Genomic DNA, 16,088 nt, shown 5'->3' with positions numbered 1-16,088 from the left:
TTGGCCTTAAACGGTTTTTAAACGTAGGTTTACGTTTTGAAAGTGTGTAGGTGCTGAGTCGGAAAAGTGCGTATGCGGCACGGCTTCAACAGCTTTTTGGCTGTGGTCCCACACAACATTAAATACCGTGCCGCGTATGGTTATTTCAAACGAGGTGAGGGTTGTTTGTGCATGCTCATGCAATGGTGTAAATACGCTAGCGTCTTCAAAATCACTGTATAAATAGATTGGGCGGCCTTGTGGTATCGGCGTTTTTTCAATGTGCTGCGCGCCGTTTAATGCGCGTTCGGTTTGCTCGGCTACTGGTAAATAATCAAACTCATTGAGCCAGACAAAGTTATCTAATTGTTGTGCGTTAATTACGATCATTGGGTGTTACTCAACTGTTCAAGTTTTTGTAAAAATTGCTCTTCAAACTGAGCTAATAAACTGGCCGATTGCCCGCCAGGTAATGCAAGTTCTAACCGGACTGTTTTACCGTTGGTGTTACTAGTAAAAGTCTGCTGGCTTTTAAGTATGGTGATCAATTCACGTACAGCAGTTGTAAGGCTGTTTAAATCGCCGTTAGAGGCGTTATTACTGGGCGTATAATTGTTTGTAGGCGGCGTATAGCTTGGTGTTGGTGCAGGCGTATAAGACTGTACTTGTTCAACAGCTTTTTGAGTGGTGCTTTGCGCTTTTATCGCTTGCTGTTGTGCGTTAATGGCTGCGTTTAACGTGCTCTTTTGCTCACGCGTTAGATATGTAAGCTGTTTATTGATTTTGTTGTATAAATCAGTCAGCGCTTTGCTACTGCTGGCGTTATCAATTTGGCCGCTAAATTTACTAAAATGTGTATTTTGAGTATCGGCATAAGCGCGGCGTTCGCGCTCTTCGTTGATCTCTTTTGAGTCTAAATCGTATGCACTGCGGCCGTTCTCTTCCTGATAATCGACTACATCACTTACGCTGGCACGTTGTGATTGATTGTATTTATTTACACTGCTTGAGGCGCGATTTGCTGAGGCGGCAACACGTTCTAATTCTTCTTTTTGCTCACGTAAGCTTTTTGATGCTGATTCGTTCGCCTTAACTTGATCATTAGTGGCTTGCGTGCCTGCTCGGGTTGATGCTGTGGCGGCATCTTGTGCGCCTTTAAAGTCACCTAGCAGGTTATTTACAACGCTTAATACATCGCCTAAGCGCTGTTTTTCATAGTTATATTGTTGCGCTGTTAAATTGCCTGCTTGATAGCGATCATTTAAGCGCTCAAGTTCATCTGTTAAGCGGCTATGTTCGCGTTGTAATTCACCTAAACTTTTAAGCTCTAGCTGCTGAACGCGCGTTAAATCACTTGTTTGGTTAGTTAAGCGCTGTTGTTGAATGGTCAGCGCGGCTTGCGCTTGGGCTTTTTGCTCAGCAGTGGCCGTGCTGCTCGCCATTACTTGCTGATTAGTTTTTATTGCGTCGCGGGTTTGCTCTAACTCGCGGGTAAAGCGGTTTACTGCATCGCTGTTTGTATCAGTAACAGGTTTTAAAGCATTTGCTTTTTCAATGAGCTTATCGAGTTCTTTCGTTAACCCCAGTGCAGCAGCTGCGGCTTGAATACTAGAGGGAACGGTTTTATCTGTTGCGTCTGCGGCGGCAATGGCAGCCTCAGCCCACTTTAAATAGGCTTGGCGTTGTACGGCTAAGGGTTGCTCTGACTCCTGCATTAGCTCATAGGCTGCGCGTAATTTATTAGCGGTATCATCGAGCGCTTTTGATGACGTTAAGCCTAGCTCCGCATAGGCTTTTTCTACATCGCCCGCGAATATTTTTTGACGTTCAAGTAATGCGCCGTGTTCTTCAAACTTTACTTTTAGCGCATCTAAAATGGCTAACTGGCCCTGGTACTGCTCACCAGCGCCAGCAATTGCAACACGGGCAGATTCTATGCTTTGTATAAAACCATCAACACCAACTTTTACACCGTCTAAGCTTGTTGCCTGCTGCTCTAATGACTGGATGGTTTTAAGCGCTTCGGGGAGTGAGAGCGTAAGCAGTTCTTGGCGCTTCTGCTCAGCCTCTGTTGCAGCTGCTGTGGCTTCGGCTAATTTGCGCTGTTGAAATTCAATATTGATATAGCGCTGGGTGGCTTCGTCCCACACTAGCTTTCCGCTTTCTATCAATGCGTCTAATTCTGCTGAATTACGGATGATCAAACCCGTAGAGTTCGCCAGCATTTGCAATTCATCTGCTAATGCTTTGGCTTGTATTACACTTGCTTGTTGCGACTTCCTGAGTGATTCCTCAGCAACCAGTAAATCTTTATACAGTAAACCAACGTCGATTAACTCGGTAATTAACCAGGTATATAATCCTGCTTTACCTACAGCCTTAAGCGCAGTACTCCATTTAGCTGCTGCAATGCCTGCGGCATTAGTTGCGACTGTGGTAGAGCCAATAGCAGCTGTGTAGGTTCTTAGTGATGCAATGGCCGTGGTTGCGCCGCTGATCACACTGCTAAAATAGTTACCGACTTTAAGCGCCAGCCATACTTTAGCTACTGTGGCTATTTCTTCGCGGTATTCATAAAGCGTGGTAGCTGCACCTTTAATTGCATTACCTGTGCTTACGATTGTGTCGCTAATTTTTTGCGCCCATTCTTGCAAGCGGCCATCTTTCGCCATTGCTGCAAATTCAATATTAAGCGCGGTAATATTGGCTTTTAACCAATCCATTGCGCCGCTTTGCGCTATAAGGTTATAAAATTGCTCCATGTTGTCTTTAGCGTTTGACACTTGCCCACTAAAGAGCGCCATTTGTGCAGCAGCAGAGCCAGCACTTGCGCGGCCCATTTCATCTATTAAGCCTTTAATTACATCACGGCCTAACTTACCTGCGCTTGATAGCTTTTGCAGCTCGACGGTGTTTTTACCCGTGACTTTTTCAAGTAGATCCCAAACTGGGATACCGCGCTCAACAAGTTGCAGTATTTCTTCGCCTTGGAGCTTTTGTTTTGCCCACGCTTGGCCGAGTGCAAGGCTGATACCTTCAACCTCTTGAAACCCGCCGCCGAGCTTTAATGCTTGGTCGGTAATGGCCTGCATGGTGCCATCCATAGGATCAAGGCCAAACGCTTTAAGTTTTACAAACGCCTGGCTAACTTCGCCCAGTTGTAGCGGGGTGTTTTTAGTAAATTCTTTTACCCATGCGGTGGCTTTTTCGCCGCCTGCAATGCCGCCCATAAGCGCCTGCATTTGCACGCCGAGCTTTTCAAATTTATCACCGGTGCTAAATACCTGGCTTACGGCTTGAGCTACCCGATCAAACCCCACATAAGCCGCTGCAAGTGCGATAACTTTGCCAATTACACCGTCTAAGCTTTGTGCTTGAGCGCGTTGGGCTGTAGTGCCTTGGCGCAATTCATTACTAAACTTATCGACAGAGCGGCCAGATTTATCAAACTGGGCAGCTAAGTCACGCTTGGCTGCACGCAGGTTATTAGTATCAACATCAGAGCGTTTAAGGGCTGTTTGTAATGCTGCATGCTTACTCGTTTGCTGTGTAAGCTCGGTGCGCATTTGCGTTAGGTCTTTCTCAGCGGCTTCTAATGAGCGCGCGAGTTGCACAAATGGCTTATCAGTGTTTTTGGCTTCGGTTTGTAATTGTTCAAGTGCGTGAGCGGCAGCCGCTGTGACTATTTCTTGTTGTTCTAATTTTTGTTTTGACTGCTCAAATGCACGTATTAGATCAGCCTGATTAGCTAACCCGTCTAATTCATTGGCAAGCTTGCCTGCTGTTTGGCTGGTTTTCTTGGCACTGGTATCGGTTTGGTCTAGTGATTCACTGAGTTTATCAGCAGCAGGATTAGCGGCATCGGCACTTTGCTCAATGTTGCGCAGCTCTTGAACCAGTTGCTCAATATTTTGCTTGCCCGTTGCTTCTGCAACAACGCGTAGGGCTAGTTCGAGGGTTTTATCTGCCATGGGTTAACTCAGTTTTAAACGGTGTTTAAACGGGGGAATAAAAAGGCTCGGGCTGAGCCTTTTGGTACGAGGTAATTGGTTAAGCGTCTAGCTCGTCAATGTAGAATGGTTCGTCTTTGCCATTTACAAGCTTTGCTGTGCCTTCCAATGCTGCACTTACAAACTCACTACCGGCTAAATCAAGCTCTTTAGTTGGCATCATCGAAGTGTCGTAAATTTCAAAGTTGACTTGCTTACCGTTGGCTAAGTTAGTGCCTTCACCAAAAATACGTAAACGTGTTTGTGACTTAGTACCGCCTTTAATGCGCTTACCACTGCGCGCGTTATAACTGCCCGTAATGGTAATACTGCCACCAGCAGCTAATGAACCACCTTGTATTGAACGGATCATGCCGAGTGCAAAGTTAAACTCGTAATCAACGCCTGCAACTTTAGTTTCAGTAGCTTGCTTAACAACTACGTCATCAGTAAAGTTTTTACCACCAACGGCAACCCACGACTGATTATCAGGTAATATCACTTCTTTATCTGTTAACGTACCCGCCGCATCGTTAATGGCTGCAACTTCGCCCATTAATGCTAAAGCCACCATTTCGGCTGGTTGATCATCAAACTCCCATGTAATGGCCGCTGGCTTTGCAATTGTCACATTGTCTAGCACTTGGCCTTTGCTGGCTTTTTTATTTGATGTACGGACGACTGAATCAGCCTCAGTTTTAATACCGAGCTTAGTGGTGTTAATTGGGCCAAAGATTTGGCCGGTGCTTACGCCTTGTTCGTTTAAGCGATCAACAAAAATGTTGCCCGCGAGTAAAATACCGTCGCTCATATTAAAGCGCTCCTTTAAGAGTCATTTGACATGTAAAAGCCAGCGGATAGTACGCATGGCCGCTAGTGAATTGAGGTTTAGCTGGGGTGTTTACTCTAAGCCATGGCCCCGTACCGTTAAGTACTTTGCCCGCCATAGCGCGAATAATGTTTGTTAAGTGCTCGCCTGCTTTATCTTGCTTACGAACAACTAATACAACTATCCATGTTTGCGTTAGCTTCATTAAATAACCGGCGTTTTTACTCTCTGGTAAATTATCGGAGTAATACATTAAATGAAGGCTTGGTGTTGTTTGGCGGTCTTCCTTAATGTCTGTCAGTTCATCACTCAAGTAAACGCGCTTAATGCCTGGTACTTGTTCAAGTGCCTGTTTAAGCGGGTTTTGAGCTGCAAAATAGTCAGTGGTAATTTCAAACATTAAATAAACCCCTTTGACTTTTCACGTGAGAACACAGTCCCTGCGCTTTGTATTGTGGCGGTGTCTTGCACTTTGGCGTCCTGGCCTAGTGCGTCAACGCCTATACTTAGCTCGCCTTTTGCTACTGACATTAAAAATTTAATTGCGTCCTTATAGCGGGTTTCTACATGCTCAGGCACATCGTTTGTGCCAAGCTTGTAGCGAGCAATATCACAACAAAACTGCTCAAGTAGATTAGGAACGGTGACAAGCGGCAACTCATAACGCCCAGCTAAATAGCCATTAATCACGTCGCTTGCATCGTTTATAGCCTGCTCAATAACTGCGGTATTAATTACATCAACGGGGCCATCTTCGCGCTCACTTAAATAGATAATATCACGCTCGCCAAAGCGCTGTTGCATTGCGGTTATTGTTGCGTAAGCCATTTACTCGCCCTCGCCTGCTTTGGCTGCTTCTTGTAGCCATTGCCACGCTAAATCACGAGTAAGCGCAGGTACTTTAACTTTAATTACTTCGCCTTCGGTTTCGCCTGGTGCTTCATAAGAAACCTGAGCACAACTAGGTTGCTCTGCAAACTGTGCATCAATCATCAATGCAATAACGGGTTGTAGCTCAATTGGGGCTTGGGTGTAATCAACGTTTGCATAGAGCAAAGGGTTGTCTAAATCTGCACCCAGGTTATTTGCGTCCAGCTGTGATTGCGGCGCAGTACTCGCATCGAGCGGTATAGCTTGCACCGATAAGCGTGGATCATTTTCAATTGCATCAAGCTGCTCTTGGTCAAGACCATCAGCGGGGATTTCATTTTTACCGTGGTTGAAACTGAGACCAGCTCGGCGGTAGCCTGTTGGCTGCATGCAACTGACAATAACAGCAGAGATAAGGCTGAGTTTAAGCGTTTTAGCCATTTCATTATTACTCCTGGTTTCAAAGTATGGGGCTATAACGCCCCGTACTTATTAGGGTTTAACTATTGATGGGATTAAAGGTAATCAGCGACTAATAGCTCTAAACGGCCTTTAAGTTCGTTTGAGCTGCTTGCGTCAAGCTCACGCTCTAACATACGTGTAGCTAGCTTTTCCATGCTGGCAGGAACAACTAACATCATTGGCTTAACACCTAGCTTGCGGCCGCCATCTGCTTTAAAAGCCTTCATTCTCTCAATACTGTCCCATAGGTTATCTGGCGTTAACGCGCGTTTATTAGCAAACGCAAGCTGCCAAAAACCAAACCCTGCGGCATCACGGCAATCAACGCCGTAACGGTACTGTTTAGATGTAAATACCGCCTCGTCATCAACTTTGGTCATGGCAAGTAATTGTGGTTTTTTACGTTCTTGAAAAATAATCGGCTTAAGGGCTTTTGAGGTGTCTAGCACAAACCACGGCTCCCCCTCGTAAGCAGCATCTTCGGCCATATTCGCTGTTGATACTGCTGCGCCAGTGCCGTCGGCATTTGGTGCTACTGGGTGGTCAGTATCAAAAAAGTTTTGTCCGTCGTAGCACAAGGTTGTAAAACCCGCTGCGAGTAATTCAAAACACATTTCATCCGGGTGAATTGCCGCCGCGCTGCCCATTTCTTTAAAAATTGGGGAATACACGCCTAAGTTATCGTCTTCAATATCGTTGCGGTCTACGCCTACAGTTGACTCGTAATCGTCATTGGTAATGGTATAAGCGTGCGCTTTCATGCTTTGAACATTACGATCACCCACCCATTTAGCCAGGCTTGGGAACTTGCCTAACCAGCCGTAGGTATTACTGGCCGAGGTTGATTTAATTACACTAGCAATTTTTGTGTATTGCGGTGTGGCTTCTGATTTACCTGCTTCAAACTCAGATTTAAACGCGGTAAATAAAGCAGTTAATAATGCTGGGGTCACTAAAGCCATTAGTTTTGCTCCTGTTTAGCTTTGGCAAAGGCAGCATGGCTTAGACCTAGTTGATCTGCGGCATACTTGTCTTCTGCGGTGAGTGCTGCTAAGCCATCTTTGTCGTTTTCTGGCTTAGGTGTATAAGTGGTTTGCTGAGCGGTAAGGCTTGCAATTGGTGAACGAGCATCTAACACAGCTTTTAACGCTGCAACGCCCTGCTGATTACCTAACGATGTTAAGTATTCAACTTCTGACGCAATAATGCGGCCGTCTTGTTTGGCTTTATTTACTTCTTGCTCAACCGATTGCGTGGCGCTGCTGCTTTTAAGCGCGACCATTTCAGTGTGCAAAGCGTTGTAGGTTTCTACAGGCACGTACTTAGCTAAATTAACCTCTGTATTAGGGCTATTAGCTTTAAGTGCTGCAACGGCGTCATTGGCGTTGCTTAGCTGGGTGGTGAGCGTGTCGGCTTCATCGGCCTTGGCCTTTAAAGCTGCGAGTGCTGTTGTTGCTTTGGTGTAATCTGCATCGGTGACGTTATCACCATCCACAGTGACACCTAGCAAGCTCAGCAATTTTTGAGCTGCGTTCATGGGTGTATCTCCATTGTTAACATGGGTTTTAGAAGTTTTTAAAACGGCTACTTTGTCCATACCGTCTACCGCAGGGTCATTAGTCAGGGCAAAGTGGCGTAATTTGGTTGGGCGGCCTGTTTGTTTGTCGTAATGAAAAACAGGGCTTATAAAGCGGTATTCGTCGTTTTTTAGGTGTGCGCGGGCGCTAGGTGTCCAACGAACATTAAGAGCATAAAGCCCCTCGCCTGGTACATACTCTAAATCGCTTGGGTTAAACCACCCACTTGCAGGGGCTGGCTTGCCGTTTTCTTCGGCGTGTAAGGTTTGGTGCTCGTAGTCAAAATGGTAATCGTTGGTACGGTTGCTGGCTGTACTTTTCAGTAGATCAAATGCAGCTTGGTCAAGTAACCAGGCATTGGCTGGCACATCGAATGGGCGGCCGTCGTGTGATTTAAAGTAACCATCTGGCATCACCATTACGCGCTCACTGATACCCTGCTCATTAATTTCGCTTGCAAAGCGGCACGCAGCAAAACCTAAATCAGCCGGCTGGTTTGCTGATAAAACAGCTAATCCTATGGTGGTTTCAAGTAAGCTTTGTTTGGTAAATGGTTTTTTCATGGCTGAGCACAGTTTGAATAATCTGTGCTCAGTATGGATTTAGATTTGAATTGGTTGGCCGTGCGGGGTTTCGGGAATTTATAAGGGGTATTTACAGGTTAAAAAGTAGATTTTGGTTTGTCACAGTAAAACACGAGTCAATATCAGCAATGCAACCCTGTTTAAACCGAGTTTAAAATGCATTCTAAGCTTATGAATGAAAAATTAAACATATTGTATCTACTATAAAAAAACAACCTTAAACTCCCCCTATAGGTTGTTCTCTTAACCTCTCTTGAGTTTCCATCTGATTGCTAAAATTAACAAAGCTATGCTAGCTGTTGAAATAGAGCTTTGAATCAACGCTAAGAACATTAATAAACCATCGAACTCCCCTATTGGAAGAATTGGCGTCATATCTCTAAGTGACCAAAAAGGCATAATAACTTGTTTTAAAGCAAAGTGGGCTGATTGCGATAATACAGCTACGTCGATACCTGATTGAGGTTCTCCCCAACGAGCCGTAATTATCGTATAGTAATATAAAATAAATGCTATTGTTGACATAGCTAGAATATATATAGGTCTATCGTAATCAGTTCCATAAATTGATAGTTCTTTATAGCACCATCTAAAAAAATCAAATTTTCCTTTTTTTCTATCTAGTAAGAATTTTGAATCTTGTTCGAGTAAAAAAAACTCGCCTTCAAGCTCTCTATCTCTTCGTTCTTCCATTACTTTCCTTAAATATCTGAAAGCATTTATATATTCGATTTTGCCTTCAACATCAAAATGCAGACTATTAGGAAAAATACTACCTTCTGGAATCTTAGTTTCATAAAAGATTGGAGGAGAAGTAAAAAAAGTATCTGAAAAATCTAAACGTCTATCAAACTCTCTACCAGAAAAGCGACTTTCTTTTAAAGTACAATCTATAATTTCTAAAGCTACAACTTTTCTACTTTGTTCATCAATAAGTTTATTTATCGAAAAATTAAAAGTACTTCCCAATACAGCACTTGAAGCCTCGAACACTTGAACAGGAACATTCTCCAAGTCTATATATGAACACGTAAAAGAAACATTTTTTATGAATATATTTTTTATCAAATTAGACTTAATACTTAACATACCTTCTTGGTGAATCTCGAGTTGGTCATTATGAGAATTCCTATCATCTATTTGCTCAAACGAAATCCTTTTAATTGTTGCAACCCTTATATCTACTTCTGCTCTATCAAAAATAGTAGAACCAAAATATAGATAGAATTCAGAAAGTTGTTCTTCTGACACTGTAACGGCTTGAGGGCTTTCCGTCGAAGGCTCAGAAATATAAAATCTAAATTTTTTACGGAATTTAGAGTTATATGATTCGAAATTAAAATTACTGTGAATTACACTTACTGTTTCAATAATTGAATTCTCAATTAAAATAGTCTGACTCAATATACTCGTAGATATATCAAAATAGTCGTCTCCACAGCCAGTCATGTAGCACTTTCTGAGGCTCAGAGTATGGAATTGACAATCTGCTATATGTAAACCAGTTTGATGAAGAAATTCACAGTTTTCGAATTGAATATGACTACCTGAAGTAAGCCTTTCTATCTTTAGACCTTTTTCAAATCTACAATTAGTAAATACAAATGAATTTATATACTCACTACATTTAATAACATTAAATTTAAAAACAACATTTTCAAACTTTAATGATGATGTCTGCTGTTTTGAATTAATTAAATCTAATTTTTTTAAGATTATCATTCATATCCGAGCATAATAGCTATTTTCCATTGACTACTTTACTTATAACAAAAATTCAGCGAGTAACTCAATCACTTCTTTTTCATCTTCATCTGATAGCCCCAAAAACGGCCTTGCTGGAATTGCTGCTAATCTTGGAATCATATCGCTGCTACCACCAAATTGATGAATAGCGGCGTACTCCATGTTTGTACCAAACTCCAACGATTCGTCACCTACGTTATAAGCGAACGTGTCGCGTAGTATGTCGTTTAGCCTGAGTATTTTATCTTTGTTCTTTTTTTTACTCTTGGCGTAGTCTGGGCTAAGCGGCTGCCAAGGGTCGCCATCTGGGCTGCGTTGCTCATCAAAGTGATCACGGTGGGTCAACATTAAATGCTCGCCTACATTGCCAAGTGCAGGGGCTAAGTTATCTAGGTTCTTTACCAACTGGGTTAACACATCACTTATGGCCGTTGCACCCTCTGTGCTTATTTCAATACGCGCACCAGCCATTACACTAGCCCTTCGTCAAATGCTTGCATGTGGGTTTGCTGGTCCAGCCCTGCAATTAGAGCGGGCAGTAAATCAGCAATTTGGTTAGCCTCTTGCCCTTTAGCTTGTTGCTCTAGCTTTGCAAAATCTCTACACGTTTGTAATGTGTACGGGGTTTGCTGTAGCAGCTGCTGTGCTTGCTCTATTAATTTCATCGTCTTTTATCCTGTGATTTAGCGGCATCTTTTACTAGTTGGTCTATCCAGCTTACAAGCTCTGGCTGCCATTTTTTAAGCTCTTTGCGAGCCAGCGCCCAGGCGGTGAATGCCTCTGCAAATTGCTCATATTTATTGACCGCACCGTAATAAGTTACGGGCAAGGCATTTTTTAAAAGCTCTGGCGCACCTGCATAGTAATGCACTTGGTGTCCGAGTTCGTGCAGCCATGTAGACACTAAACTATGCGCCTGGTGTTTATCTAATGAATTAGCCTCATGCGAAATAGTGTGATCACGTTTTATTGTCTCACCGTGCCAATTATACGGGTATTCGCCTTTGTTGTTTGCTGAGCGTTGCACCGTGAGTGCTGCACTGTCTTTTAGCGCTTGCATATCAACTTTAGCTAAGTTTTGAGCGCTTTTCACTTTTACGACTATGTGCTCATACCCTACAGAGGTAAAGCCCCCGCAGTTTTTAGCACCGCGAATGCTGTATTGCATGCGTGCATAAAATTCATCTACGCCTAAGTACTCGCCCACCTCACTACGTATAGCTGCATTTGCTTTAGAACCTGCACTCATTTGGGTTTGATTTACAAATACGGTTTTAGTTTTTTTGGCTGTTAGAAAGTCGTTTAAGCCTTCAAGTACTTCAATGTCTAGCTGGGCTAATAGCGGATCAAGCTTTAGCGCTGTAACGTTTTTAGCGCTGCTATAAGCCGATGGTACAATGCGGGTTGCTTGGTAATCCTCTATGCGTTTTGCGATCGGTGGCTTATCTGCTATTTGCTTTTTAACCTGGCTTGTTAGCTGAGCGGTATTCTTGGGGGTGTAGTCAAAGCCCGGATCAATCCCCAATGGTAGCTCAAACTCTTCACCCGTTTTTTTATTAGTCCAAGTATAACTACCATCATCGGGCGCGGTGCCTACAGTAAGGCCACGGCGTTTAAGCTCACGCTCGCTTAGGCTGTATTTTTTACATTTGCAGCCCCAACCATTACCGGGGCTGTGGGCATCCCACCATGGATCATCAACCGGTAGCACCAAGTTGTGCCATTTTAAATGTATTATGCGTGGGGTTTCACTATCGCCGTGTTTGTATAACGCATAAGGGCGGCTTGCTTTAAGCGCCTGTATTTGCCCTTCACGGCCCGCGTTGTAGGCTTGGCGAATATTGGTTTCGTATATTAACTGGCTGCGCCAAGCTGGCTGGCCGTTATGCTCCCAACCGTAACGCGATTTGATATTATCAAACTCTTTTTGAAACCAATTTAAACTTTTACCCTCGCTGATCGCTTTATCAACTGAGGTGTAAAAATCGTTAAGCATATCGGCTTTGGTAACACCAGCCACCATAAATGCGCGATTGTGGGCGCTTTGCCATACGTCATCCCAACTAGCGCTAGGTGTATTTAGCTTTTGCCGAAAAAAGTTTATGCCATCGTCAAATGGCAGTGAGCCATATCTAACAGCCATTTAACGGCCCTCATCCACTTCTAGCGCGCCTAACAACTCACTTGCTGCCATTGCCTTTGCCATTATCTCAGTAAAACCCTCTGCACTTATTTGCGGCTCTAATTCAAGTATGCCGTCTCGTATTTCTTCTAAGCTGCTGGCATTTTTAACAAGCTCGGTTACAGCATCGCTCATGCTATTTAAGTGCGTTTGTGCTTGTGCGGCTAGCTGCTCAGCCAATAAGTCGGCGTTGTCTTTTTGCGTTGCTGATTTAAGTGCGGCAAAGCCTTTTAAAGCGGTTTGTGGCTCTGTTATTGGAGTTAAGCTTAAAATAGCCTCGCCCTTTTCAGGGAGTGGGATTTGGGTTTTTTCGCTCACCCATTTTGCAGGAATTGGGTAATTAACTTCGGTGAGTATTTTAAGTGCTGGGGCTAACTGGGCAATGTCTTCGGCTTCGCTGGTGTCAAATTTAAAGCGCGGAATACGGCGTGCGCCTGAGTAACTTTTAGAGTTAAGCGCGTGCATAGGGTAAATAATATCGCGTGTAATGGTGTTGGCTACTTGTTTTAAATCGCTCTCTGTTATGTCGTCTAGTACGTCCATGTGTACATTACCAAGCGCGTTTGTGCTGGTTTTACCGTCGGCTTGACTAGTAAGCGTTGCGCCTAACACCGCTTTACTTTGGGTGGTTTCACACCACTTGATCATGGCTTCAAATGGATCTGATTGACCGTTAGCCGCATTTTGAAATTCAATATCCATTCCCTTTGGAATAATGCCGCCAGCGTTATGGCCGATGCTAAGCACAGCACGTAACAAAGTGGCTTTCTCGTCATCACTTGCGCCATTTGGGTATTTGCCTAAGCGCAGCGGTAAGCCGTAAATCTCTAGGAACTCAGCAAGGTCGCGGATTGAATAGTTTTTAAATAAGTACGGCCATGCCACCGTTGAGGTTAACCCGGTGCGGTGAATATAACCCGATTTGGATTTATGAATATGCGCGCACCAGCCAAACGGGTTTAACGCTTGGCCTGTATAGCTGTTGTCGCGCAGCATTAACTGGTTGCGGTTATCTGGATGGGTTTGGAATAGGTTTTGATCACGAAATTCATAACCGGTAATAATATGCTCGCCACCGTCATACGCCCAGTTCAGCTCATTGCACGAAAACGATTTTAGTATTGCGTCGCTACAATCAAAAATTAGATCCTCTAACCAAGTGGCATCTTCTAATATTTCTTGTATTGCAGCAGCGTCTTTTTCTTCTTGCTCTGTTGCGTTACGTGGCGGCTCTACTGACCAATCGTATTTAAGCCAGCCTCGGCGGCGCTTGGTAAGCTCACTAAATAGATGGCCGTCTTTGTCTTCCATGTCTTTGGCTAAGTCGGCCATGGCCGCTAAGTTACCTGCGTCGGCATCTTTTAGTAATTGCGCTAATTTGGCTGGGGTAAGCGCTTCGCTTGGGTGCTCAGCAAACTGGCGCATTAGCATGCCCACGCGGCTATCTTGCTCGGTTTGGGTTTGCTTAAAGTCGGTTGATGTAATTGGGTTGCCGTGAATATCTACTATTTGGGTCATGGGTTTACTCTAACTTTAATGATGGGCTTAATGCTTAGTACGTATATATCAAGCGTTAATGTGTGTTGGTGGGCCTTGGCTAAACTGGCGGCGGTTATATCAAGCTGCTGCGTTTGGGCTGTGAATATCTCTTGATAAAACACCCTAAAGCGGTGCGCTACCATGCGGCTTTACGATCACTTGCAAAGTCGTCGCTGTGGTCTGGCCGCATGCTATTTACGCTTTGCTTAGCTTTACTAGGCAGTGGTGTAAATTCGATGGCGCTGCCGTCCATTTCAGCGGCGCGGATTAGCATAGCGATTGATACCGCGCTATCGCCGTGGCGTTTATTGCCGTCGCTACCGGTGTTTTTACCTTTATCAACTTGAGCAATACCATTTTTAAGTTTGATTTGGCCTAGGTCGTCGAGTACGTCCTGGTCTTTAGGTAATGTGATGTTGTCGGTTTCAAAGTAGTCTTTTAGTTTTGGCATCCACTCGCGATACCAGGCTTGTGATAAATGCACACAATCAACTAGCTCAGTGCCATAGTTAAGGCTTGCGGCTTCGGCCAAATAACCGCCGTTACCTGTGGCATCAAACGCTAGGCCGCGCAGTTTTGGTAAACGGTCACAAATATAAAGCATGATTTGCTTTTGCTGCTCGTAGGTAACGTTACGCAGCTCTACCATAAACGGCACAATTAGGCTGGTGTCTTGGTTTATCTCACCAATACTGAATACGGTTAAATCGCCTTTACGTGCGAAATCCTCACCAAATGCATGGGTTAGATCAGGATTTAACCCACTAATTAAATCATCAATATTTTGCTTACACCAAGTGGCTACGTCTTTTACGCGTTGCTCTTCGGTCCAGCTTTCAAAGTCGGTTGGGGCTTCATAGCGCAGTACTTTACAGTCGTCGCTTAAGGCACGCTCACGTAGGCGGCGGCTTAGGTATTGCCCTGCGCCTTGGCTTGGTACACAGTAAAGCTCCTCGTTTGCGGCATCGGCAGTGGGGTAAAAATCAACTTGATTAGCGAGCCATGCGTCTTCTTTTGCTTGTGTCCACGTTTGTCCACTCACTAAACAAATGCGCTTATAAAGCCCATGCCTAAGTGCTTTATCAATAGGAATATGATGCACGGAATACTTTTTAAGGCCGCGCCGCGCTTGGGTTATTAAGGTATTAAATAAGTTGTCTACCCCGTTATGGGTCGAAATAATACGTACTCGCCCGCCCCACATAGTAAGCGCCATGGCAGCTTTAAGTACTTCATCTAAGCGGTCATGGAATGCAGCTTCATCTATTACAACGTTACCTTGGCGGCCACGTAAGTTGCGCGGGTTTGAGCTGAGCGCTACTATTTTTTTACCCGTACTTGGGAATTTTATTTCAAAGGTATTGATTGATCGCTTTGTACCGTCGGGGTCTTTTTCTTCAAATATACCCTCTTCTACTTCGCTCATAACCATGTTGAGCTTTTGCGCCCAAAATGCACAAGCGTCTATAAACTCCTTAGCCATTTCTTTATCTGAGCCAAGGTAATAGGTGTTTTGTGCGTTTGCGGGTGCAGCTGCGCTTAGTACGTCGTCTAGCGCTTCGGCAAAAGTTAACCCTGTACGGCGAGACTTTTCGGCAATTTTAACTATTGCATCATCTTCCATCCATGCTTTTTGATAACCAAAAAGTATGTCTGTGCCCATGGCAACCGCTAAAGAACCTGCCACTTTGCTAAGTGGTAATTCGTTAGTTTGGGTAATACTTTGCGCGGTGCTAGTCATGCTTTAGCCCTAATATGTCGCGTTTGAAAAAGGCCAGCATGTCGTCTGCGGTTTGCGGTAAGTTTTCGTTTTTAACCTTTTGGTCTAGGTCTTTAGCGAGCTTTTCAGCATAGGCTTTTTCTATTTCTTGCTGGCGTTTATGGGCGGCCATGGCGGTTTGCTCTAGGCGCTGAGCTGCGAGCATGGCGTCTTTTATGGTGTCGATGTCTACCGCTGCATCTTCGTCGGGGTTCATCATTTGCTGCTGCATAGCGCGGAACAACTGCGAGCGGCCCATTTCTAAAATAAGCTTGGTGGTATCGCCTGTGGGCTTTTCGCCCAGCTCTGCGGTGAGTGCTTTGGTTGACTCGCGCAGGTCGCGTAGCTTTTGGCCTATGGCTTCGGTTTTTTGGGCATGACGGCTTAAGCCACTGCGGCTAATAGTTGCGCCTTCATCTAAACCAGATTCAATAATAAGGCTGTTTACAGCATCGAGTATTTCACCTTGGCTAAAGCGCTTATCACGTAGCATTGAGTCGAGCTGCTTTTTAATATCTTCTGGCAGTAAATCAACTTTGCTGGGTTGGCCTCTGCGGATTGACTCACTCATA

15 protein-coding genes are annotated in these 16,088 nt (G+C 44.4%); all 15 read right to left on the bottom strand.

Going from position 1 to position 16,088, the window contains the following annotated elements; all coding sequences use genetic code 11:
* Positions 1–6: 6 nt before the first annotated feature.
* The gene (locus H5180_RS09135) at positions 7–369 is read right to left on the bottom strand and encodes a hypothetical protein (RefSeq protein ID WP_182758101.1); all 363 of its coding nucleotides are present in this window, start codon (positions 367–369) and stop codon (positions 7–9) included.
* Positions 366–3,950, bottom strand: a complete 3,585-nt coding sequence (locus H5180_RS09130) for a tape measure protein (RefSeq protein WP_182758100.1) — start codon at positions 3,948–3,950, stop codon at positions 366–368. The genes H5180_RS09135 and H5180_RS09130 overlap by 4 nt, the downstream gene beginning before the upstream one ends.
* 79 nt (positions 3,951–4,029) lie before the next feature.
* Entirely contained in the window at positions 4,030–4,779 is a 750-nt protein-coding gene (locus tag H5180_RS09125; RefSeq protein ID WP_182758099.1) for a hypothetical protein, read from the bottom strand.
* A 1-nt stretch (position 4,780) separates the two neighbouring features.
* Complete coding sequence (locus H5180_RS09120) at positions 4,781–5,197, bottom strand: hypothetical protein (RefSeq protein WP_182758098.1); 417 nt, start codon at positions 5,195–5,197, stop codon at positions 4,781–4,783.
* Positions 5,197–5,625, bottom strand: a complete 429-nt coding sequence (locus H5180_RS09115) for a gp436 family protein (RefSeq protein ID WP_182758097.1) — start codon at positions 5,623–5,625, stop codon at positions 5,197–5,199. Before H5180_RS09115 ends, H5180_RS09120 begins: the two co-directional genes overlap by 1 nt.
* Positions 5,626–6,108: an HI1506-related protein gene (locus H5180_RS09110; protein ID WP_182758096.1), complete on the bottom strand. Its 483-nt coding sequence runs from the start codon at positions 6,106–6,108 to the stop codon at positions 5,626–5,628. It lies immediately after the preceding gene.
* 74 nt (positions 6,109–6,182) lie between these two features.
* Positions 6,183–7,091 carry a Mu-like prophage major head subunit gpT family protein gene (locus tag H5180_RS09105; RefSeq protein ID WP_182758095.1) on the bottom strand — a complete coding sequence of 303 codons (909 nt, stop codon included), beginning with the start codon at positions 7,089–7,091 and terminating at the stop codon, positions 6,183–6,185.
* Positions 7,091–8,269 carry a phage protease gene (locus H5180_RS09100; protein ID WP_182758094.1) on the bottom strand — a complete coding sequence of 393 codons (1,179 nt, stop codon included), beginning with the start codon at positions 8,267–8,269 and terminating at the stop codon, positions 7,091–7,093. Before H5180_RS09100 ends, H5180_RS09105 begins: the two co-directional genes overlap by 1 nt.
* A 264-nt stretch (positions 8,270–8,533) precedes the next feature.
* Positions 8,534–10,012, bottom strand: a complete 1,479-nt coding sequence (locus tag H5180_RS09095; protein WP_182758093.1) for a hypothetical protein — start codon at positions 10,010–10,012, stop codon at positions 8,534–8,536.
* A 42-nt stretch (positions 10,013–10,054) separates the two neighbouring features.
* Positions 10,055–10,507 carry a phage virion morphogenesis protein gene (locus tag H5180_RS09090; RefSeq protein WP_182758092.1) on the bottom strand — a complete coding sequence of 151 codons (453 nt, stop codon included), beginning with the start codon at positions 10,505–10,507 and terminating at the stop codon, positions 10,055–10,057.
* Positions 10,507–10,701: a hypothetical protein gene (locus H5180_RS09085; protein ID WP_182758091.1), complete on the bottom strand. Its 195-nt coding sequence runs from the start codon at positions 10,699–10,701 to the stop codon at positions 10,507–10,509. Before H5180_RS09085 ends, H5180_RS09090 begins: the two co-directional genes overlap by 1 nt.
* A complete protein-coding gene (locus tag H5180_RS09080; protein ID WP_182758090.1) occupies positions 10,698–12,179 on the bottom strand; it encodes a phage minor head protein in 1,482 nt (493 codons plus the stop codon). Before H5180_RS09080 ends, H5180_RS09085 begins: the two co-directional genes overlap by 4 nt.
* Positions 12,180–13,736: a DUF935 domain-containing protein gene (locus H5180_RS09075; protein WP_182758089.1), complete on the bottom strand. Its 1,557-nt coding sequence runs from the start codon at positions 13,734–13,736 to the stop codon at positions 12,180–12,182.
* Positions 13,737–13,893: 157 nt separating this feature from the next.
* Entirely contained in the window at positions 13,894–15,498 is a 1,605-nt protein-coding gene (locus H5180_RS09070) for a terminase large subunit domain-containing protein (protein WP_182758088.1), read from the bottom strand.
* Positions 15,491–16,087, bottom strand: a complete 597-nt coding sequence (locus H5180_RS09065; protein WP_182740197.1) for a DUF3486 family protein — start codon at positions 16,085–16,087, stop codon at positions 15,491–15,493. The genes H5180_RS09070 and H5180_RS09065 overlap by 8 nt, the downstream gene beginning before the upstream one ends.
* Position 16,088: the final 1 nt, after the last annotated feature.

Origin of the sequence: Pseudoalteromonas sp. SR41-4 (assembly GCF_014163985.1) — a bacterium.
Classification (GTDB): domain Bacteria; phylum Pseudomonadota; class Gammaproteobacteria; order Enterobacterales; family Alteromonadaceae; genus Pseudoalteromonas; species Pseudoalteromonas rhizosphaerae.
The sequence above is the reverse complement of the archived record's forward strand: the minus strand, read 5'-3'. Positions and strand labels throughout refer to the sequence as shown.

Coding starts and splice junctions, on each gene's coding strand:
- H5180_RS09135 (WP_182758101.1), bottom strand. CDS start 369: ATGATCGTAATTAACGCACAACAATTAGATAACTTTGTCTGGCTCAAT.
- H5180_RS09130 (WP_182758100.1), bottom strand. CDS start 3,950: ATGGCAGATAAAACCCTCGAACTAGCCCTACGCGTTGTTGCAGAAGCA.
- H5180_RS09125 (WP_182758099.1), bottom strand. CDS start 4,779: ATGAGCGACGGTATTTTACTCGCGGGCAACATTTTTGTTGATCGCTTA.
- H5180_RS09120 (WP_182758098.1), bottom strand. CDS start 5,197: ATGTTTGAAATTACCACTGACTATTTTGCAGCTCAAAACCCGCTTAAA.
- H5180_RS09115 (WP_182758097.1), bottom strand. CDS start 5,625: ATGGCTTACGCAACAATAACCGCAATGCAACAGCGCTTTGGCGAGCGT.
- H5180_RS09110 (WP_182758096.1), bottom strand. CDS start 6,108: ATGGCTAAAACGCTTAAACTCAGCCTTATCTCTGCTGTTATTGTCAGT.
- H5180_RS09105 (WP_182758095.1), bottom strand. CDS start 7,091: ATGGCTTTAGTGACCCCAGCATTATTAACTGCTTTATTTACCGCGTTT.
- H5180_RS09100 (WP_182758094.1), bottom strand. CDS start 8,269: ATGAAAAAACCATTTACCAAACAAAGCTTACTTGAAACCACCATAGGA.
- H5180_RS09095 (WP_182758093.1), bottom strand. CDS start 10,012: ATGATAATCTTAAAAAAATTAGATTTAATTAATTCAAAACAGCAGACA.
- H5180_RS09090 (WP_182758092.1), bottom strand. CDS start 10,507: ATGGCTGGTGCGCGTATTGAAATAAGCACAGAGGGTGCAACGGCCATA.
- H5180_RS09085 (WP_182758091.1), bottom strand. CDS start 10,701: ATGAAATTAATAGAGCAAGCACAGCAGCTGCTACAGCAAACCCCGTAC.
- H5180_RS09080 (WP_182758090.1), bottom strand. CDS start 12,179: ATGGCTGTTAGATATGGCTCACTGCCATTTGACGATGGCATAAACTTT.
- H5180_RS09075 (WP_182758089.1), bottom strand. CDS start 13,736: ATGACCCAAATAGTAGATATTCACGGCAACCCAATTACATCAACCGAC.
- H5180_RS09070 (WP_182758088.1), bottom strand. CDS start 15,498: ATGACTAGCACCGCGCAAAGTATTACCCAAACTAACGAATTACCACTT.
- H5180_RS09065 (WP_182740197.1), bottom strand. CDS start 16,087: ATGAGTGAGTCAATCCGCAGAGGCCAACCCAGCAAAGTTGATTTACTG.